This window comes from Thioalkalivibrio sp. AKL17 (assembly GCF_000377885.1).
In the GTDB taxonomy this organism is placed as follows: Bacteria; Pseudomonadota; Gammaproteobacteria; order Ectothiorhodospirales; family Ectothiorhodospiraceae; genus Thioalkalivibrio; species Thioalkalivibrio halophilus.
The window spans coordinates 128,539-146,447 of record NZ_KB898767.1 but is presented as its reverse complement, the minus strand read 5'-3'; the positions used below and the strand labels follow the sequence as shown (position 1 = coordinate 146,447).

General features: G+C 67.3%; 24 protein-coding genes and 1 tRNA gene. 12 read left to right on the top strand and 13 right to left on the bottom strand.

Features of this window, described 5'->3' with window-relative positions:
• Positions 1-127: 127 nt before the first annotated feature.
• Complete coding sequence (locus D577_RS0109015; RefSeq protein WP_018947164.1) at positions 128-1,933, top strand: DEAD/DEAH box helicase; 1,806 nt, start codon at positions 128-130, stop codon at positions 1,931-1,933.
• Between the two features lie 35 nt (positions 1,934-1,968).
• On the opposite strand, the gene D577_RS0109010 is transcribed toward D577_RS0109015, so the two are convergent.
• Together D577_RS0109010 and D577_RS0109005 are read right to left on the bottom strand one after the other, a co-directional pair.
• Positions 1,969-2,415 carry a type II toxin-antitoxin system HicB family antitoxin gene (locus D577_RS0109010; protein WP_018947163.1) on the bottom strand — a complete coding sequence of 149 codons (447 nt, stop codon included), beginning with the start codon at positions 2,413-2,415 and terminating at the stop codon, positions 1,969-1,971.
• Positions 2,416-2,425: 10 nt separating this feature from the next.
• Positions 2,426-2,638, bottom strand: coding sequence for a type II toxin-antitoxin system HicA family toxin (locus D577_RS0109005; RefSeq protein ID WP_019583291.1), 213 nt, complete (start codon positions 2,636-2,638; stop codon positions 2,426-2,428).
• A gap of 396 nt (positions 2,639-3,034) precedes the next feature.
• On the opposite strand from D577_RS0109005, the gene D577_RS0109000 reads away from it, so the two are divergent.
• Positions 3,035-3,355, top strand: coding sequence for a hypothetical protein (locus tag D577_RS0109000; RefSeq protein ID WP_018868995.1), 321 nt, complete (start codon positions 3,035-3,037; stop codon positions 3,353-3,355).
• 24 nt (positions 3,356-3,379) lie between these two features.
• Here D577_RS0109000 and def read toward each other — a convergent pair whose 3' ends face one another.
• A complete protein-coding gene (def, locus tag D577_RS0108995) occupies positions 3,380-3,916 on the bottom strand; it encodes a peptide deformylase (RefSeq protein ID WP_026288992.1) in 537 nt (178 codons plus the stop codon).
• 124 nt (positions 3,917-4,040) lie between these two features.
• On the opposite strand from def, the gene D577_RS0108990 reads away from it, so the two are divergent.
• Together D577_RS0108990 and D577_RS0108985 are read left to right on the top strand one after the other, a co-directional pair.
• Positions 4,041-4,301, top strand: coding sequence for a type II toxin-antitoxin system Phd/YefM family antitoxin (locus D577_RS0108990; RefSeq protein ID WP_018868998.1), 261 nt, complete (start codon positions 4,041-4,043; stop codon positions 4,299-4,301).
• A complete protein-coding gene (locus D577_RS0108985; protein ID WP_018947160.1) occupies positions 4,294-4,557 on the top strand; it encodes a Txe/YoeB family addiction module toxin in 264 nt (87 codons plus the stop codon). The genes D577_RS0108990 and D577_RS0108985 overlap by 8 nt, the downstream gene beginning before the upstream one ends.
• Positions 4,558-4,631: 74 nt before the next feature.
• Here D577_RS0108985 and D577_RS0108980 read toward each other — a convergent pair.
• The 5 genes from D577_RS0108980 to moaC all read right to left on the bottom strand — a co-directional run bounded on the left by D577_RS0108980 (position 4,632) and on the right by moaC (position 8,993).
• Positions 4,632-4,707: transfer RNA gene (locus D577_RS0108980), tRNA-Phe, on the bottom strand.
• A 93-nt stretch (positions 4,708-4,800) separates the two neighbouring features.
• Positions 4,801-5,076 carry an oxidative damage protection protein gene (locus D577_RS0108975; RefSeq protein ID WP_018947159.1) on the bottom strand — a complete coding sequence of 92 codons (276 nt, stop codon included), beginning with the start codon at positions 5,074-5,076 and terminating at the stop codon, positions 4,801-4,803.
• Positions 5,060-6,115, bottom strand: a complete 1,056-nt coding sequence (gene mutY, locus D577_RS0108970) for an A/G-specific adenine glycosylase (RefSeq protein WP_018947158.1) — start codon at positions 6,113-6,115, stop codon at positions 5,060-5,062. The genes D577_RS0108975 and mutY overlap by 17 nt, the downstream gene beginning before the upstream one ends.
• Positions 6,116-6,213: 98 nt before the next feature.
• Complete coding sequence (locus D577_RS0108965) at positions 6,214-8,502, bottom strand: AsmA family protein (protein WP_018947157.1); 2,289 nt, start codon at positions 8,500-8,502, stop codon at positions 6,214-6,216.
• Entirely contained in the window at positions 8,499-8,993 is a 495-nt protein-coding gene (gene moaC / locus D577_RS0108960; protein WP_018947156.1) for a cyclic pyranopterin monophosphate synthase MoaC, read from the bottom strand. Before moaC ends, D577_RS0108965 begins: the two co-directional genes overlap by 4 nt.
• A 44-nt stretch (positions 8,994-9,037) precedes the next feature.
• Between moaC and moaD the strand changes: the two genes are divergently transcribed.
• Together moaD and D577_RS0108950 are read left to right on the top strand one after the other, a co-directional pair.
• Positions 9,038-9,271, top strand: a complete 234-nt coding sequence (gene moaD, locus D577_RS0108955) for a molybdopterin converting factor subunit 1 (protein WP_018947155.1) — start codon at positions 9,038-9,040, stop codon at positions 9,269-9,271.
• 2 nt (positions 9,272-9,273) lie between these two features.
• Positions 9,274-9,708, top strand: a complete 435-nt coding sequence (locus D577_RS0108950) for a molybdenum cofactor biosynthesis protein MoaE (protein ID WP_018947154.1) — start codon at positions 9,274-9,276, stop codon at positions 9,706-9,708.
• Positions 9,709-9,734: 26 nt separating this feature from the next.
• On the opposite strand, the gene D577_RS0108945 is transcribed toward D577_RS0108950, so the two are convergent.
• The 3 genes from D577_RS0108945 to D577_RS0108935 all read right to left on the bottom strand — a co-directional run bounded on the left by D577_RS0108945 (position 9,735) and on the right by D577_RS0108935 (position 11,594).
• Entirely contained in the window at positions 9,735-10,673 is a 939-nt protein-coding gene (locus tag D577_RS0108945) for a DnaJ C-terminal domain-containing protein (RefSeq protein ID WP_018947153.1), read from the bottom strand.
• A gap of 199 nt (positions 10,674-10,872) precedes the next feature.
• Positions 10,873-11,304, bottom strand: a complete 432-nt coding sequence (locus tag D577_RS0108940; RefSeq protein WP_018947152.1) for an Hsp20/alpha crystallin family protein — start codon at positions 11,302-11,304, stop codon at positions 10,873-10,875.
• A 68-nt stretch (positions 11,305-11,372) separates the two neighbouring features.
• Positions 11,373-11,594, bottom strand: coding sequence for a DUF2835 family protein (locus D577_RS0108935; RefSeq protein ID WP_018947151.1), 222 nt, complete (start codon positions 11,592-11,594; stop codon positions 11,373-11,375).
• Between the two features lie 116 nt (positions 11,595-11,710).
• On the opposite strand from D577_RS0108935, the gene rph reads away from it, so the two are divergent.
• From rph to D577_RS0108910, 5 genes are read left to right on the top strand one after another with little or no spacing between them, the layout of a single operon-like run.
• Positions 11,711-12,430 (top strand): ribonuclease PH, encoded by a 720-nt coding sequence (gene rph, locus D577_RS0108930; RefSeq protein ID WP_018947150.1) that lies wholly within the window; start codon positions 11,711-11,713, stop codon positions 12,428-12,430.
• Between the two features lie 5 nt (positions 12,431-12,435).
• Positions 12,436-13,050, top strand: coding sequence for an RdgB/HAM1 family non-canonical purine NTP pyrophosphatase (gene rdgB / locus D577_RS0108925; protein WP_018947149.1), 615 nt, complete (start codon positions 12,436-12,438; stop codon positions 13,048-13,050).
• 21 nt (positions 13,051-13,071) lie between these two features.
• Positions 13,072-14,265 (top strand): radical SAM family heme chaperone HemW, encoded by a 1,194-nt coding sequence (gene hemW / locus D577_RS0108920; RefSeq protein WP_018947148.1) that lies wholly within the window; start codon positions 13,072-13,074, stop codon positions 14,263-14,265.
• A complete protein-coding gene (locus tag D577_RS0108915) occupies positions 14,262-14,468 on the top strand; it encodes a CPXCG motif-containing cysteine-rich protein (RefSeq protein ID WP_018947147.1) in 207 nt (68 codons plus the stop codon). The genes hemW and D577_RS0108915 overlap by 4 nt, the downstream gene beginning before the upstream one ends.
• Positions 14,468-14,719: a hypothetical protein gene (locus D577_RS0108910; RefSeq protein ID WP_018947146.1), complete on the top strand. Its 252-nt coding sequence runs from the start codon at positions 14,468-14,470 to the stop codon at positions 14,717-14,719. Before D577_RS0108915 ends, D577_RS0108910 begins: the two co-directional genes overlap by 1 nt.
• Before the next feature lie 15 nt (positions 14,720-14,734).
• Here the strand turns inward: D577_RS0108910 and rho are convergent, their stop codons facing one another.
• Both rho and trxA read right to left on the bottom strand, forming a co-directional pair.
• Complete coding sequence (gene rho, locus D577_RS0108905) at positions 14,735-15,994, bottom strand: transcription termination factor Rho (RefSeq protein WP_018947145.1); 1,260 nt, start codon at positions 15,992-15,994, stop codon at positions 14,735-14,737.
• Between the two features lie 180 nt (positions 15,995-16,174).
• Entirely contained in the window at positions 16,175-16,501 is a 327-nt protein-coding gene (trxA, locus tag D577_RS0108900) for a thioredoxin TrxA (protein ID WP_018947144.1), read from the bottom strand.
• Positions 16,502-16,618: 117 nt separating this feature from the next.
• Between trxA and D577_RS0108895 the strand changes: the two genes are divergently transcribed.
• A complete protein-coding gene (locus tag D577_RS0108895; RefSeq protein WP_018947143.1) occupies positions 16,619-17,890 on the top strand; it encodes a DEAD/DEAH box helicase in 1,272 nt (423 codons plus the stop codon).
• Positions 17,891-17,909 lie beyond the last annotated feature (19 nt).

The window sequence follows — 17,909 nt, the reverse complement described above, 5'->3', positions numbered from 1 at the left end:
GAGTGGGGGATAGAGATCGATTGCGGTGGCGGGGCTTTCGCGACAAGCGGGGGCCATTCCGCGCAACTTTGGGAGAGCCCCGGAAGTGACAACACTCATACCTTCGCTGAACAGCTGCCTGCCGCGGATGACGTCGGGCGAGAAGCGCTTTGCGCGGCGACTGGAGCACTTCCTGGAGGATGACTACCTGTGCTGGTACGACGTACCGGTGGGCGGGCGGTCGGAGCATCCGGATTTCATCGTGCTGCATCCGCAGCGGGGGCTGCTGATCCTGGAGGTGAAGGACTGGCGGCTGGAGACCATCCGGCAGATCGATCGCCAGGAGGCGACCATCCTGACGGACCGGGGCCTGAAGGTGGTGCCCAACCCGCTGGAGCAGGCGCGGCAATATGCCTATCAGGTGATCAAGCCACTGGAGCGCGATCCGCAGCTGGTGCATCCGCCGGGATCTTCGCTGCAGGGGCGGTTGATGCTGCCGTTCGGGCACGGGGTGGTGCTGGCCAACATTACCCGCGCGCAGTTCGAGCAGCAGGAGCTGGGCGAGGTGATTCCGGGCAATCGGGTCATCTGTCGCGACGAGATGACCGAGTCCCAGGATCCGGAGGATTTCCAGAAGCGGCTGTGGGACATGTTCACGGTGCAGTTCCCGCACCGGTTGTCGCTGCCGCAGATCGACCGGATCCGCGGGCACCTGTTCCCCGAGATCCGCATCCGCCAGGGCAGTCTGTTCGACGATGCGTCCGACGCGGACGAGACCGAATCCCCGGCCGAAGTGCTCCCGGACCTGATGCGGGTGATGGACCTGCAGCAGGAGCAGCTGGCGCGCAGCCTGGGAACCGGGCACCGGGTGATCCATGGCGCGGCCGGGGCGGGCAAGACGCTGATCCTGGTCTACCGCTGCCTGCATCTGGCGCGGGCGCTGCGCAAGCCGATCCTGGTGCTGTGTTACAACCGCACCCTGGCCGACCGCCTGCAGGCCATCCTGGCGGAGAAGGGCGCGGGCGATCAGGTGGTGGTGTACAACTTCCATCGCTGGTGCCACGCGCAGCTGCGCACTTACAACGTGCCCCCACCGCCGAATAACACGGACAAGCGGGCGTTCTTCGACCAGCTGGTGCAGCAGGTGATCGGCGGCGTCGACCAGGGGCAGATCCCCGGCGGGCAGTACGGCGCGGTGATGATCGACGAGGGCCACGACTTCGAGCCGCACTGGTTCCGGCTGGCCACGCAGATGGTCGACCCAGACACCAACTCGGTGCTCGTGCTGTACGACGACGCTCAGTCGATCTACGGCCGCAGCCAGAGCCGGTTCAGCTTCTCCAGCGTGGGCGTGGAGGCCCGCGGGCGCACCACCATCCTGCGGGTGAATTACCGCAACACCCGCCAGGTGCTGGACCTGGCCACCCGCTTCGCCCGCGAACTGCTGGACCCGCAGGAGGCCGAGGAAGACGGCATCCCGCTCGTGCCGCCGGAAAGCGCGGGCCGCGAAGGCCCGGAGCCCGCGATCATCCCCCTGCCCGCCCAGCCGCAGGAGATCGAATACATCGCCGGGCACTTCAAGCGGCTGCACGAACAGGGCCGCCCCTGGAGCGAGATGGCCGTGCTGCACCGCCGCGTGCCCGCCGCCGGCAAGATCCGCGCGGTGTTCGAGCGTGCGGGCATCCCGCTGGAAAACCTCGGGGACCGCAATCGCCAGAAGTCGGCCACCCCGGCCGACACGGTCAAGATGGTGACCATGCACTCCAGCAAGGGCCTGGAGTTTCCCGTGGTGGCCCTGACCGGCCTGGGCGAGATGGACACCGCCGAGGAGCGCGAGGCCGAAGAGGCCCGCCTGCTCTACGTGGCCATGACCCGGGCCATGGACGAGCTGATCGTCACCGGCCCGCCGCAGGCCCCCTTCCTCCGCCGCATCGGCGAGGCCGCGCAGGCCTGAACCCGCGAGCCCGGGCGGGCGCTGGCGGTTACCCTCTATGCTGCGACGGGTTTAAAGGGGCGAGCATCCTCCACGACGAGACCATGACCCAGACTGGCGATCGCGGCGTGGACCGCCTCGATCCTGGAGCGGTGATCCACGTCGATTAGCCGCCGGATCGCACCCTCATGGCTGCCCATTCGGTGTGCCAGTTCCGAGTTGCTGACCCCTTCCGCCCGCATGGCGACCCGGAGCGCGAGTTTGGCGGCGATCAGGGGCGACACCGGCGCGATTGCCTCGCCCGGTTCCGCGTCGGTGGGGGAGGGGATGGGGCGCCCCTCCATGACGTAGCCAGCGAGCGCCGCGCCCAGGGCCTCGCCCATTTCGCGCAGCGCCTCCTCTTGAGATTCCCCGTCCGTCAGGGCCTCGGGCACGTCCCGGCACGTCGCCAGGTAGTGGCCGCCTTCGTCGCGTTCGAGTTGTACGGGGTATGCGTAGCGCATGGCTCTGTCCTCAAATGTCGTTCGGGTCGATACCGAGCTGCTTGCACATGGCTTTCAGCAGCCCGGGGCCGATCTCCTTCTTACGGTCCTTCAGGGTCGTGAAGCGGTCACCGTAGTAGATTCGGCCATGGCTCCCTTTCCCTTGGTGCTCGACCAGTTGAACCGGCGTGCCGGTTTTCTTTCCCAGCTTCTGCAGCCGCTTCAGGTATTCGTTTCCATTCATGTTGCGGCCCACTAATCCCTTGCCCATAGACTCGTACATTTGTGTACGAGTCGTCAAGCTGTTGTGTAGCTGATGCTCGGTCCGGACTCCAGTTTTTCACCGTAGTCAGGGACCTACGGCTCTCCATGCGCGTGGGCGGGCCCTTGAACCGACGTCCTGGACCGCCAAATAGCTTGATCGGGAGCGAGAACTTCGGGGGCAATTGCCGCTTGCCCTGCGGTGTGCCACCTGTTGAAGGAGTCCACCAAACGGTAATGGACCACACGAATCCTTCCCCATCGCCGCCGGGGTCACCTTTGACCGCCTCGTGGACGGCGTCTATCGTCAAAGGAGAGGGGCAGGGAACGGCTCCGGCAAACCCGTTGCAACCTCGCGGAATCGCGAAGGAGGCATACCATGCGCAGCGTAGACAACATGCCGGCCCTGGACTGGGAAAACGGCAGGAACGCCATGCGGGCGAAGTTCCAGGTGATGCACGAAGAACCGGTGGTGCTGAAGATGCCCGCCGACATGGACTGGTCGGTGAACGGGGACGAGTTCGGCTGCACGCTGGACGACGGCGGGATGCCGCGTGACTGCGAGGGCGGCAGCCTGCTGCATCGTCTGGCGGAGCTCAATGACATGCCGGCGCTGGAGGACATCGCGAAGGCCTGCGACTACTCCAGTTCCCGCGTGGACATCGACGCCGCTGGCTCCCGCATCATCGTGCACGACTGACCGGCCCTGTGCCGGGCGTGAGCCCTATGCTTCTGCGTGGAACTCGCGGTATTCCTCGAGGAAGGCGAGGCGGGTGGTGTCGGTCACCCGGTCGATGAACAGGGTGCCGTCGAGGTGGTCGATCTCGTGCTGGAACACGGTGGCGAGGAAGCCTTCGGGTTCCAGGCGGCGGGGCGTGCCATCGGGCTCGTGGTAGTCGACGGCGATGTGGCGCGGCCGGGCGACTTCGCCGCGCAGGCCGGGCACGGACAGGCAGCCTTCCCAGTAGCGTTGCGGCATCGGGTCCAGCACGGTGACCACCGGGTTCACCAGCACCAGGCGGCCGGTGGGCACGGCATCGGGGTAGCGCGCGTTGCCGGGCTGGACTTCGATCACCGCCACGCGTCGGGTATCACCGATCTGGGCGGCGGCGAGGCCGAGCCCTTCGCTGGCGTGCATGGTGTCCACCAGGTCGTCCACCAGGGCCTGCAGCCCGGCACTGTCGAAGTCGCCATCGGCCACCGGGTCGCAGACGCGACGCAGGTCGGGGTGCCCCATACGCAGGATTCGACGAACGCTCATGGCATCGATGGTGCCACAGTGCAAACGGGGCTTCCCGGCGAGTCGATGCCGTGGCCTGTCCCGTAAATTGTACATTTGGGCTGCTCGCCCTATACTTGTACGGGTGACTGTACAGGAGGGCTCCATGAAGATTGTGTCATTCACTGAGGCTCGCAACGGCCTCAAAGCCGTACTCGATGGCGTGGTCGATGATGCCGACACCACGGTGATTACGCGCCGCGATTCGGAAGACGCCGTGGTAATGTCGCTGGATTACTACAACAGTCTGATGGAGACCGTGCATCTTCTGCGTTCCCCGGCGAATGCCGAGCATCTCAACAAGTCCATTGCGCAATACAAGGCAGGAAAGGCCACCGAGCGTGAGCTGGTAGACGGGGATGAGTAGTCGGCTCCTTTGCTGGACGGACGAAGCATGGAACGACTACATCTACTGGCAAGCCCAGGACCGGAAGACCCTCAGGCGGATCAACAAGTTGATCGCGGATGTGAAGCGGTCACCGCTGGAAGGCATTGGCAAGCCGGAACCTCTCAAGGAGAACCTGGCTGGTTTCTGGTCGCGCCGTATTGATGACACCCATCGCCTGGTCTATGCCGTGGACGGTTCGTCCATCACCATCATCTCCTGCAGATACCACTATTGAGCGCGATTGATGGGGCCGCTGGCCCTCGCCGAACGGGGCATGCGGACGCGAGAGGACGACTGCGGACAGGGAAATGGTGGCCGGGGACGGAATCGAACCGCCGACACGGGGATTTTCAATCCCCTGCTCTACCGACTGAGCTACCCGGCCAGTACTGACTTGTTGCGGGGTTCGCCGTGAGGCGAAGAGCAGTATTAAAGCGGTCCGGGGCGCTCACGTCAAGGGCGCGCCCCGGGGCCGGCTTCAGGACTGGTTGGGGTCGACGAAGCCTTCGGGTTTTTCGGAGCCGTCGCCGAACAGGAACTTCTCCATTTCCTCTTCCAGGAACTTGCGCGCCTTGGGGTCCACCGGGGTCAGGCGATACTCGTTGATGAGCATGGTCTGGTGGCTCAGCCAGGCGTTCCAGGCTTCCTTGGAGACGTTGAGGTAGATCTTCTTGCCCATCTCGCCCGGGTAGGGCGGGACGTCCAGGCCTTCGGCCTCTTTGCCGAGTTTTACGCAGTTAACGGTTCGTGCCATGGCCGGAATCCTTTTCGCTTTGCAGTAAGCCTTGTATGGGGGCCGGGATGCCTGCCGGCCGCGACTGGCCCGGTTTATACCAGATCACCCCGGGGGCATCCATGATCCCGCACTCGCCCGCCGGGAGCCGGTAGCGCTGCACGCGCAGGTCGAGCTGGTAGTGGCTGAAGCCGTGGCTGAGCGCATCGCCTTCCAGCGCCTCGGCGTGTGGCCAGTGGGTGTGCACCCAGGCCTCCAGATGCTCCGGGTCTTCGGCCTCGGGCAGGGTGTACAGTCCGCCCCAGATGCCGCTGGGCGGGCGCTGTTCCAGGTAGATCCCTTCGGGGGCGTGCAGCAGGGCGGCCCAGCGCGTGCGTGTCGGGCGTTCGCGCTTCGGCCGCGGGTGCGGCAGCTCGGTGGTGCGTTCCTGCAGGCGGGCGCCGCAGTCCTCGGCCACCGGGCAGGCGGGGCAGTCGGGGCGGCTGCGGGTGCACACCAGCGCGCCCAGATCCATGATCGCCTGGGTGTAGTCGGCGCAGCGGCTGGCGGGCGTGCGGGCCTCGGCTTCGCGCCACAGGGTCTTCTGGCTGGCGGTGCTGCCGGGCCAGCCGTCCACCGCGGCGTGGCGGGCGAGCACGCGCTTGGCGTTGCCGTCGAGGATGGCCTCGGGGGCGTCGTGTGCCTGGGCGACGATGGCGGCGGCGGTGGAGCGGCCGATGCCGGGCAGGGCCTCCAGCGCCACGCGTTCGCGCGGGAAATGGCCGTTGTGGTCTTCCACGATGGTCCGGGCGCAGCGGTGCAGGTTGCGGGCGCGGGCGTAGTAGCCGAGGCCGGCCCACAGGGCGAGGACGTCGTCCACGGGGGCGGCGGCCAGGCTCTGCACGTCCGGGAAGCTCGCGGTGAACCGCTCGAAATACGGGATGACGGTCTCGACCCGGGTCTGCTGCAACATGATCTCGGAGACCCATACGCGGTAGGGCGTGCGCGGGTGCTGCCACGGGAGATCGTGACGACCGTTGCGGTCGAACCAGTCCAGCAGGCGTTGGGCGAAGGGTTGCATGATGGCGGGGGAGGAGGCGCCGACACCCGGGGCGATGTGCCCGGGCGTCGGTGTTCGCGGTCGGGTTTAACGAGTGCGGGTGACCCGGGTTCCCCGGTTTACTCGAGGAGTTCCCGCATGCGGTCTTCCGCTTCCTGCTCGAGGCTGCGTTCGGCCTCTTCGTCTTCTTCGTCTTCCTCGTCTTCCTCGTCTTCGTCAGCTTCTTCGGCTTGTTCGTCGTTTGCTTCTTCCTCGTCCGCTTCGTCGCGCGAGAGGCCGAGGCGCTCCATCAGGCGCCGGGTGGCCTCGTCACGCAGTTCGTCCTCGTCCACGCCCAGCTCTTCGGCGGCGCGTTCACGCAGGATGGACTCGAGGTCGAGGCGGAAGCTGGGGTCGTCGAACGTGCCGCTGATGCGGATCGGCAGGCGGACGCCGCGCAGGTCTTCCAGCGAACGTCCGCCCTGGCCTTCCAGGGTGCCGACGAGAGTCGTGTCCACGCGGTAGTCCAGCGACTCGTCGTTGAGGTCGGCCGAGCCCTGGCCGCGGACGCGCAGCAGCGGGGAGTTGCCTTCCAGGTCGTTGTTGGAGACCACGCCGTTCTCGATGTCGAAACTGCCGGAGATCTCGCTGAAGTCCGTCTGCCGCGGCTCGTCCGACTCGTATTCACGGCCGCGGATGCGGGCCTCCGCGCGGCGGATGATGTCGGCGACATTGATGCCGCGCACCGCGCCGTCCTCGAAGCGCATGTCGCCGTCGCCGTTGAGGTTGGCCCGCAGGTCGGACAGCGCCTCGCCTTGCGTGGTGATGTCGAGCGTGAGGTTGCCGGTGCCCAGCAGCATGGCGTCGTCACCCTGCAGGTCGTCCAGCAGGGCGCCGATATCCAGGCCGGCCAGGTCGGTGGTGAGGCCGTAGCGCGGCTGGCTGCCCGAGGCGTCCAGCTGGATGCGGCTGGTCAGTTCGCCGTCGTAGCCGGTGGCGGACAGCGGGTCGATCACCCAGTCGCCGCCGCGCGCCCGGATGTCCAGCGCGATGTCGCGCAGTTCCAGGCCCATCAGGGTCAGGCGACCATCGAGGGCCAGGCTGCCGTCCACGTCGACGGAACGCAGGGCTTCCATAGGCAGTTCGACCCGCAGCTCCTCGGCTTCTTCCTCGTCGGGGGCGCCGTTGGCTTCGCCGGTGCGCGCCTCTTCGACCTCCGGCGGGAGGTAGCGGTCGACGTTGAGCTCGTTGCCGCGCAGGTCGAAACCGAAATGCGGACGCTCGCCGGTGGTGTCCAGCGTGGCGTCACCGCTGAGGGTCGTGTCGTCGAGGGTGAACAGGAACGGCGACAGTTCCAGGTTGCCCGGCGTACCGGCCGCGGAAAGGTCGAACGCGACCCGCTGCAGGGCATCCGGATCCGCGGTGGCCGGGGCTTCCAGCCCCAGGTCGTCCATGACCGAGCGCAGGTTGAAGGTGTTGGAGCGCAGTTCGCCACGCATCTGTGGCTGGTCGCCCTGCAGGTTGCCCAGTTCGGCAAACCCGGTGAGGGTTACCCTGGAGGCCTCCACCGTCAGGCGTTCCATGCGCAGGCGGGTGTCGTCTTCGTCCACCTCCAGCGCCACGTCGCTGCGGAAGACGACGGCCATCGGCTGCGGCACCGGGCCGCCTTCCACGTCGAGGTTGAGGTCCAGGCGACGCACTGCATAGCGATTGTTCAGCAGGTCGAGGTTGACCAGTCCGGTCAGGTCCATGGTGGTGCTGAGCGGCTGCTCCAGCGGGCCGCCCTCGGCCTCCAGCGCGGCGGACATTTCCAGCCGGGTCTCCACGCCGGGCTGGAAGCGGCCCACCTGCAGGCTGAACGGGTCCAGCACGGCGCGCATCCCGGTCTCGCGGTCGTCCCACACCACGCGGGCGTTGGTCAGGCTGATGCCGGCGATATCGATCCGCTCCATGGCCAGGCGCGATTCGGTGGCGGTCCGTTCTTCGTCCTCGTCGCCGGTCACGGCCTCGTCGCGGGCTTCGTCGGCGCGCGCAGCGAGGTCGTCCCAGTTGTTGCGGCCGTCCTCGTCGCGCGCCAGGTTCAGGCGCACGCCGTCGCCTTCAACCTGTTGCACTTCCAGCTCGCGGCGCAGCAGCGGCATGACCGCGACGGCCACGTCCACCACGTCGAGCTCGGCGAAGGGTTCGTCGCCGAAGCCCTCGGCGTTGCCGAAGCGCACGTCTTCCAGGCGCAGGCCGAGGGTGGGGAACAGCGTCAGGCTGACATCGCCGGCCAGTTCCAGATCGCGCCCGGTCTGTTCGTGCACCTGGGCCTCGATGCGCTCCTTGTAATCGTTGGCGTCGAACGTCACCAGCAGATACGCGGCGACGACGATCACCACGAGGATCAGGATGCCGATCAGGCCAAACAGGCGCTTGATCCATTTCATGTTCGGGAATCTCCTTGCGGGTCGGGGGCCTTCCAGCTGCCGCTGCGACCGCCGTGTTTTTCCAGAAGCCGGACCGTTTCCAGCACCATGCCCCGGTCCACGGCCTTGCACATATCGTAGATGGTCAGAAGGGCGGTGGAGACGGCGGTCAGGGCCTCCATCTCCACGCCGGTGACTGCATGTACTTCGCAGGTTGCCCGGGCCACGACCGCGTCATCTTCCAGATCGAATTCGACCGCCACGCGGCTGAGTCCGATGGGATGGCACAGCGGGATCAGGTCACCCGTTCTCTTGGCACCCATGATACCGGCGATGCGGGCAATGCCCAGAACATCCCCTTTGGAATGATTGCCTTCGCGGACCTTTTGCAGGGTTTCCGGCTGCATGCGGATGCGGCCCTCGGCGATGGCCACGCGGTGGGAGACGGCCTTGTCGCCGACATCCACCATGTGCGCGTGGCCCTGAGAGTCAAAATGAGTGAAATTGTTCATGCTGGCTATAATGCTTGTTTGAGCGACACACGTGTAGGGGCCGTATGACGGTAAAAGTGCTGTATTTCGCGCGGCTGCGCGAGGAACTGGGCCGCGATGGCGAGCAGGCCGAGCTGCCCGCCGAAGGGTGCACGGTGGCCGGTCTGTGGGAAAACCTGCACGGTGAACCCCCGCCGCAGCGCCTGATGACGGCGGTCAACCAGTCCCAGGCGGGCCCGGGCACCCCGGTGCGCGACGGCGACGAGGTGGCCTTCTTTCCGCCGGTCACCGGAGGCTGAGCATGACGGTGATGATCCATCACGAGGACTTCGACCCCTGGGACGCGCTGCGCGCGGCGGAGCAGGACATTCCCGCCGAAGCACGTGGCGCGGCCAGCGTGTTCGTCGGCCGCATGCGCGACTTCAACGAGGACGACACGGTCACCGGGCTGTTTCTGGAGCACTACCCGGGAATGACCGAGCAGGAGCTGGAGCGCATCGTGGAGGCCGCCCAGCAGCGCTGGCCCCTGCTGGGCGTGCACGTTGCGCACCGCGTGGGCGAGGTGCGGCCGGGCGATGCGCTGGTGCTGGTGGCGACCTGGTCGGCCCATCGTGCGGCCGCCCGCGATGCCTGCAGCGACATCCTGGAGCGGCTCAAGCACGAGGCCCCGTTCTGGAAACGCGAGCGCCTGGCCGACGGCAGCAGCCGCTGGGTGGAGCGCAACACGCCCGGCTGAATCCCGCGCGTCGCGCGCGAGCGGGATCAGCCGGCCAGCAGCTCGCGCGGGTTGAAGCTGGATGACTCCGCCATCTTTTCGTACCAGTCGCCGGCTTCGTCTTCCGGCGGCACATGGATCATCAGCCGCAGATACAGATCGCCAGGGGTCTTGCCGGGCAGTCCCTTGCCCTTCAGCCGCACCTGCTTGCCCGACTGCGAGCCCTTCGGCACTTTCAGGTTGACCGCCCCGTGCGGGGTGGGTGCCTCGATCGTGGCGCCCAGCGCGGCCTCCCACGGGGTGATCGGGATGTCGCGGTACAGGTCGCGCCCTTCCACCCGGTAGTTGGGGTCCGGCTTGATGCGGATCTCCAGCAGCAGGTCGCCCGGGGCGCCGTTGCCCACGCCCGGGTCGCCCTGGCCGCGTACCCGGACCCGCGAGCCGTCCTTGGCGCCGGCGGGGATGCGCACGCGCTGCGGGCGCCCGCGCGGGTCGGTCACCGACAGCTCGGCGCCGTGCATGGCCTGCTCCAGCGAGACCTCCACGACGCCTTCGCGGTCGGCACCACGCACGTCGAAGCCGCGCCGGCGACCGCCGCCACCCATGCCGCCGCCGCCAAAGATCGACTCGAAGAAGTCGGAGAAGCCGCCGAAATCGGCTCCGCCGGCACCCGGTCCGGCGCCCCGTGCGCGGCCGCCGGCACCCGCGCCGGTACCCGCACCGGTCCAGCCGTCCCAGCCCGGCGGCGGACGGAAGTCCTGCCCCTGGCGCCAGTTGGCGCCCAGCTGGTCGTAGGCCTTGCGCTTTTCCGGGTCCCCGAGGGCCTCGTAGGCCTCGTTGACCTCCTTGATGCGCGTCTCGGCCTGCGGGTCGTCACTGACGTCGGGGTGGTACTTGCGCGCCAGCTTGCGATAGGCCTTCTTGATGTCGTCCTGGCTGGCGTTACGGTCCACGCCCAGGATCTTGTAGTAGTCCTTGTATTCCATCTCCTGCCTCGAGTCGGAACCCTTTCGGCGACCGGCGAAGCCGGTGTGTATGCGTTCGGGTACCACCCGAATCCCGGGCCATCATACCCGGGATTCGGGTGCTACCGGCACCAATCAAAAGGCGCTGCCCGCTCGCGCCGGCAGCGCCCGCTGGAAGGCCCGCGCCCCGGCCGTGGCCGGGGACGCTGCCGGCTGCGGATCAGCTCTCGATCTCGATCCGGCGCGGCTGCACTCTGGCCTGCTTTGGAATGCGAACCTCCAGTACGCCGTTCTGGCTGCGCGCGGAGATGTTCTCCGCATCGGCGGTGTCCGGCAACGAGAAGCGGCGGAAGAAGGTGCCGCGCATGCGCTCCACGCGCTTGTAGCCTTCCTGCTCTTCCTCGTGCTCGTACTTGCGCTCGCCGCGCAGCGTCAGCACGCCGTTCTCCATGTGGAGTTCGATGTCCTTGGGGTCCACGCCGGGTACGTCGGCATGCAGCACGTAGGCATCGTCTTCCTCGCGGATGTCCACCGCAGGGCTCCAGTCGGCCGCGCTCACCGAGTCCTCGCCACCGGGCACGTCGGGCAGGCGGCCGAGTTCGCGCGAGAGCTGGTTGAGCAGGCTCCAGGGTTCGTAACGCATCATGTTCATGACTATACCCTCCTCGTTCGGGTGTCTTTTTGACTCAATAACCGAAATAGGGGTGTTCAGGCGCGATTTCAAGTCAGGCGACGAAAATCGCGCAGGCGGTAGTCGTTTTCGGTAACCAGTTCGAAAAGCCCGTGGATTCCGTCGTGGGTCATATGCGGGCGCAGCAGCCGCGCGGGGAACTGCACGCTGACCCCGGCCTCGGAAATCGCGAATACGGTGGTGGAGCGCCCGGAATAGTACTGCTCCATCATGTCCGGGGAGATGTCCAGGCGGATGCGGAAACGCTGCATGGCGGGTCAGTCCGATGGGGCGGAGCGCGCGGGGCGGGATCGGCCGGGCGGGGGTGGCCCCGCGACCCCCGGTGTCCCGTATACTGCGCGCCCGACAAATTTAGCAAGGAATCGCCATGCGCCCCAGCGGCCGACAGCCCGACGAGATGCGCCCGGTCAGTTTTACCCGGCACTTCACCCGCCACGCCGAGGGTTCGGTTCTGGTGGAGTTCGGTGACACCCGGGTGCTGTGCAACGCCACCATCGAGCCGCGAGTTCCGCCCTGGCTCAAGGGTAAGGGCAAGGGCTGGGTCACGGCCGAGTACAGCATGCTCCCGCGTTCCACCCACGACCGCATGGCGCGCGAGGCGGCGCGCGGCAAGCTGGGCGGGCGCACCATGGAGATCCAGCGCCTGATCGGTCGCGCCCTGCGTGCCGTGGTCGACATGGAGGCGCTCGGCGAGCGCCAGATCATCATCGACTGCGACGTGATCCAGGCCGACGGCGGGACCCGCACGGCCTCCATCTCCGGCGCGTATGTGGCCCTGCGCGACGCGGTGGCGCACGGGCGCGAGACCGGTCTGCTGAAGAAGGACCCGCTGCACGGCTATCTGGCCGCGGTGTCGGTGGGCATCTTCAACGGCTCGGCGGTGCTGGATCTCGACTACGACGAGGATTCCAGCGCCGAGACCGACATGAACCTGGTGATGAACGAGGCCGGCGGGGTGATCGAGATCCAGGGCACTGCCGAAGGTCACGCCTTCCGGCGCGACGAGCTGGACACCATGCTGGACATCGGCGAGAAGGGCATCGGCACCATCATCGACGCGCAGCGCGCGGTGCTCGGGGAGGGTTGAGCGGCATGGCGGCGCAGCGCGTGGTCCTGGCCACCGGCAATCCGGGCAAGCGGAGCGAGCTGGCGGCGCTGCTGGAGCCGCTGGGCATGGAGGTGGTCACGCAGACCGAACTGGATGTGCCGGAGGCCGAGGAGACCGGCCTGACCTTCGTCGAGAACGCCCTGTTGAAGGCGCGCAATGCGGCCCGGCACACCGGGCTGGCGGCGGTGGCCGACGACTCCGGGCTGGAGGTGGACGCCCTGGGCGGCGAGCCGGGGATCTATTCCTCGCGCTATGCCGGGGAGAGCGGCGACGGCGCCGATGCCGCCAACAACGCGAAGCTGCTGGCGGCGCTGGAGGGTGTGCCGCCGGAGCGCCGTGGCGCGGGTTTCCGGGCCGTGGTGGTGTTCCTGCGCCATGCGGACGACCCGGCCCCGCTGATCGCCGAGGGGGTGTGGCGCGGACGCATCGCCGCCGCGCCGGCGGGTGGCGGCGGGTTCGGTTACGACCCGTTGTTCGAGCTGCCGGAACGCGGTTGCACCTCGGCCGAACTGGAGCCGGCGGAGAAAAACCGCCTGAGCCACCGCGGCCAGGCCCTGCAGAAACTGGCGGAAGCCCTGCGGGAACGTGCCGGCCGCTGAGCCGCGGGCTATGCTCCCGGCATGACCCCGAGCTTCGATACCCCGATCCCGCTGGCGCTGTACGTCCACCTGCCGTGGTGCGTGCGCAAGTGCCCGTACTGCGACTTCAACTCGCACGAGCCGCGAGGCGGCGAACCCCCGTTCGACGCCTACGTGGCCGCGCTGCTGCGCGATCTGGAAGCGCAGCTGCCGGAGGTGTGGGGGCGTCGCATCGAGAGCGTGTTCATCGGCGGTGGCACCCCCAGTCTGTTCCCGCCCGAAGCCATGGCGGAGCTGATGTCGGGACTGCGCGCGCTGCTGCCCTTGCGGCCGGACGTGGAGGTCACCCTGGAGGCGAACCCCGGGACTGCCGACCGGGATTATTTCCGTGGCTACCGCGAGGCCGGGATCAACCGGCTGTCGTTGGGGGTGCAGAGCTTTGACGGCGACATGCTGCAGCGTCTGGGGCGCATCCACGGACCGGAGGAGGCCGCCGAGGCGGTGGCTCATGCGCGGACGGCCGGCTTCGAGCGGATCAATCTGGACTTGATGTTCGGCCTGCCGGGGCAGTCGGTGGCGCAGGGGGTGGCGGATCTGGAGGCGGCGATCGCGCAGCAGCCGGAGCACATCTCCTGGTATCAGCTCACGCTGGAGCCCAATACACTGTTTGCCGCGCGGCCGCCGGTGTTGCCGGAAGACGACGCGGTGGGCGAGCTTTTTGCCGCCGGAAGGGCGCTTCTCGCGGAGGCGGACTATACTCGCTACGAAGTGTCCGCATACGCGAGGGCGGATGAGAGGTGCCGGCACAATCTCAACTACTGGACCTTCGGGGATTACCTCGGCATCGGGGCCGGTGCTCACGGGAAGCTCACGCGGGTCCACGACGGCTCCATCATCCGCCGCGTGCGTCCGCGCCAGCCGCAGGCCTATCTCGACGCCCCGGCCGGGGGGCGGGATACACCGGTCGTACCCGGCGAGCGGCCGTTCGAGTTCATGCTGAATGCCCTGCGCCTGGTCGAGGGTGCGCCGGAGGAGCTTTTTTGCGAACGTACCGGGCTGCCGCTTGCGGCCCTGCAGCCCGGGCTGGATCGGGTGCGCGGGCGGGGTCTGCTGGAGCCCGCCGGTAGTGGTGTGCTGCGTGCAACTCCGGAGGGGTTGCAGTTCTTGAATGAGGTGCTGGAGGCCTTTCTGGCGGAGTCCGAAGCCGATGGCCAACAGGAGGAGGTGTCGGAATGAGCCGACCGATCGAATTCGTGGCGTTTGCCTGCCCCTGGTGCGGCGAGCCGGGCGAGACCACCATCGACATGGTGAGCAATGAAGGCGAATGGGTGGAAGACTGCGCGGTCTGCTGCTCGCCGATCGTCTTTCGCTGCCGCAAGCCTGCCGAGTGCGGAGGGGATGACGTCCCCGAGGTGGAAGCCGAGCGGGAGGGTGGTTGATGCGCCCGCCCGAATACCGGCCCATCCCCTGCGAGCGGTATTCGGAGCTGGAACTGTGCATCATGCACGGTCGGCCGCTGCGGATTCGCTGGCGGCGGGCGGGTCTGGATTACGTCGCCCGGGTGACGCCGCTGGATCTGCGCACGCGCCGCGGGGCGGAGTACCTGATCCTGCTGGATCCCGGCGGGCGGCGTCAGTGGCGGCGGCTGGACCGCATGCTGGAGTTCGAGCCGCTGGCGGCCAGCGCCTGACGCCGGGGCGCGACGTCAGGAACGCTTCATCTGATCGAAGAACTCGCCGTTGGTCTTGGACGACTGCATACGGCCGAGGAGGAATTCCATCGCCTCGATGTCGTCCATGCCGTGCAGGAACTTCCGCAGGATCCAGAGTTTCTGCAGTTCCTCCGGATCGGTCAGCAGTTCCTCGCGGCGGGTGCCGGAACGGTTGACGTTGATCGCCGGGTAGATGCGCTTTTCGGCGATGCGCCGCTCCAGGTGCACCTCCATGTTGCCGGTACCCTTGAATTCCTCGTAAATCACCTCGTCCATCTTGGAGCCGGTGTCCACCAGGGCCGTGGCGAGGATGGTCAGGCTTCCGCCTTCCTCGACATTGCGCGCGGCCCCGAAGAAACGCTTGGGCCGGTGCAGGGCGTTGGCGTCGACGCCGCCGGTGAGCACCTTGCCGGAGCTGGGGGCAACGGTGTTGTAGGCACGGGCGAGTCGGGTGATCGAGTCCAGGAGGATGACCACGTCGCGGCGGTGCTCCACCAGGCGCTTGGCCTTCTCGATGACCATCTCGGCCACCTGCACGTGGCGCTGGGCCGGTTCGTCAAAGGTGGAGGAGACGACCTCGCCCTGCACCATGCGGTCCATCTCGGTCACTTCCTCGGGCCGTTCGTCGACCAGCAGGACGATGAGATAGCACTCCGGGTAATTGGTCGCGATGCTCTGGGCGATGTTCTGCAGGATCAGGGTCTTGCCGGCCTTGGGCGGCGAGACGATCAGGCCGCGCTGGCCCTTGCCGAACGGCGCGACGATGTCGATGACGCGGGCGGTGATGTCCTCGGTGGAGCCGTTGCCCCGCTCCATGCGCATGCGATGGTTGGCATGCAGCGGCGTGAGGTTCTCGAACAGGACCTTGTGTCTGGCATTTTCCGGCGGCTCGAAGTTGATCTCCGAGACCTTCAGCAGCGCGAAGTAGCGTTCGTTGTCCTTCGGCGGGCGGATCTTGCCGGCCACCGTGTCGCCGGTGCGCAGGCCGAAGCGGCGGATCTGGCTGGGGGAGACGTAGACGTCGTCGGGGCCGGCCTGATAGGAGGCGTCCGGGCTGCGCAAAAAGCCGAAGCCGTCGGAGAGGATCTCCAGTACGCCGTCGCCGTAAATCGCCTCGCCGCTTTTCGCGTGGGCCTTCAGCAGGGCAAAGATGATGTCCTGCTTGCGGGCACGGGACATGTTCTCGATGCCCTGGTTTTCGGCGAGGCCAACGAGGTCGGCGGCGGTCATCCGCTTCAGTTCGGTCAGATTCATGCGTGGGGCGCTGTGCTCAACGTGGATGAACGGCGGCCGGGGATAGCCGCAGGATTGCAATGATGACGGGGCAGGGGACGACTCCGGGAGAGACCCGGTATCGACGAAACGCTTGAATGTTAAGCGGGGCGGGCGGCTGTTGCAAGCCCGCCCCGTTACGGCGCTCGACCGTGCAGCCGATCAGGCGTGCTGATCGAGAAAGGCGGTCAGCTGCGATTTGGACAGCGCGCCCACCTTGGTGGCCTCGACGTCCCCGTTCTTGAACAACATCAGCGTCGGGATGCCGCGGATTCCGAACTTGGGCGGCGTCGACGGGTTTTCGTCGATGTTCAGTTTGGCAACCTTGACCTTGCCGGCGTATTCTTCGGCGATTTCGTCCAGAATCGGCGCGATCATCTTGCAGGGACCGCACCATTCCGCCCAGTAGTCCACCAGGACCGGCTGGTCGGACTTCAGGACGTCCTCGTCGAAACTGGCGTCCGATGTATAAATGATCTTGTCGCTCACTCCGCGTCCTCATGACGTTGGGTTGGCACCGGCCTTCTTCAGGGCCGCGTACGCCGTACTATCGACGAAGATGACGGCAAAGTTCAAGTAAAACAGCGAAGCCCGCCCGGGAGCCCCATGACTGACGCCGCGCAAGACCCCTCAGTACCCGCATTCGACCGTTTCGATCTGCCCGAGACGGTGCGCGCGGGCTTGCGCAAGGCCGGGTTCGATACCTGTACTCCCATTCAGGCGCAGGCGCTGCCGATCGCGCTGGAGGGCCGCGACGTGGCAGGGCAGGCACAGACCGGAACCGGCAAGACCGCGGCCTTCCTGATCGCCACCTTCAACCGCCTGCTGCGCCAGGCGCCTGCGGAGCACCGCCGGCCCACCGACGTGCGCGCCCTGATCCTGGCTCCGACGCGCGAGCTGGCGGTACAGATCCACCGCGACGCGGAGCTGCTGGGGGGCGAGACCGGCCTGAGGCTGGCTCTGGCCTACGGTGGCACGGACTACGATCGCCAGCGGGAAGCGCTGGCCGCCGGCGCCGACGTGCTGATCGGCACCCCGGGGCGCATCATCGACTACTTCAAGCAGAAGGTCTTCGGCCTGAAGCACACCGAGGTGGTGGTGCTGGACGAGGCCGACCGCATGTTCGACCTGGGCTTCATCAAGGACGTGCGTTTTCTGATGCGCCGCTGCGCACCGCCGTCGGAACGCCTGTCCATGCTGTTCTCCGCCACCCTGTCGTGGCGGGTGATGGAGCTGGCCTACGAGCACATGGACAACCCGGAGAAGGTGCAGATCGAAGCGGAGACCCTGACCGCCGACCGGGTGCGTCAGACCATCTACTATCCGGCCAACGACGAGAAGATCCCGCTGCTGCTGGCGCTGGCGCGGGATCTGGCGCCGGAACGGGCGATCGTGTTCTCCAATACCAAACACGGAGCGGAGAAGGTGGCCGACTGGCTCAATGCCAACGGCCACGCCGCCGCGCTGCTCTCGGGCGACGTGCCGCAGAAGAAGCGCTCGAAGCTGCTGGAGGGCTTCGCCGCGGGTGAATACACCTTCCTGGTGGCGACCGACGTGGCGGCCCGCGGCCTGCATATCCCCGAGGTGACGCACGTGTTCAACTTCGACCTGCCGCAGTCGGGCGAGGACTACGTGCACCGCATCGGGCGTACCGCGCGCGCCGGCGCCGAGGGCGACGCGATCAGCTTCGGCTGCGAGGACTCGGCGTTCTACCTGCCGGACATCGAGTCCTATCTGGGCGAACGCATCCCCACCGAGAACATTGACCGCGCCTCCCTGCCGCAGGACCCGAACCGCCCGAAACCTCGCGAGCGCAAGCCGCGCGGCGGGCCCGGCGGACGTGGCGGTCCGCGTGGCGGCAACGGCCGCGGCCGCTGAAACCGAACCGGAGCACTGC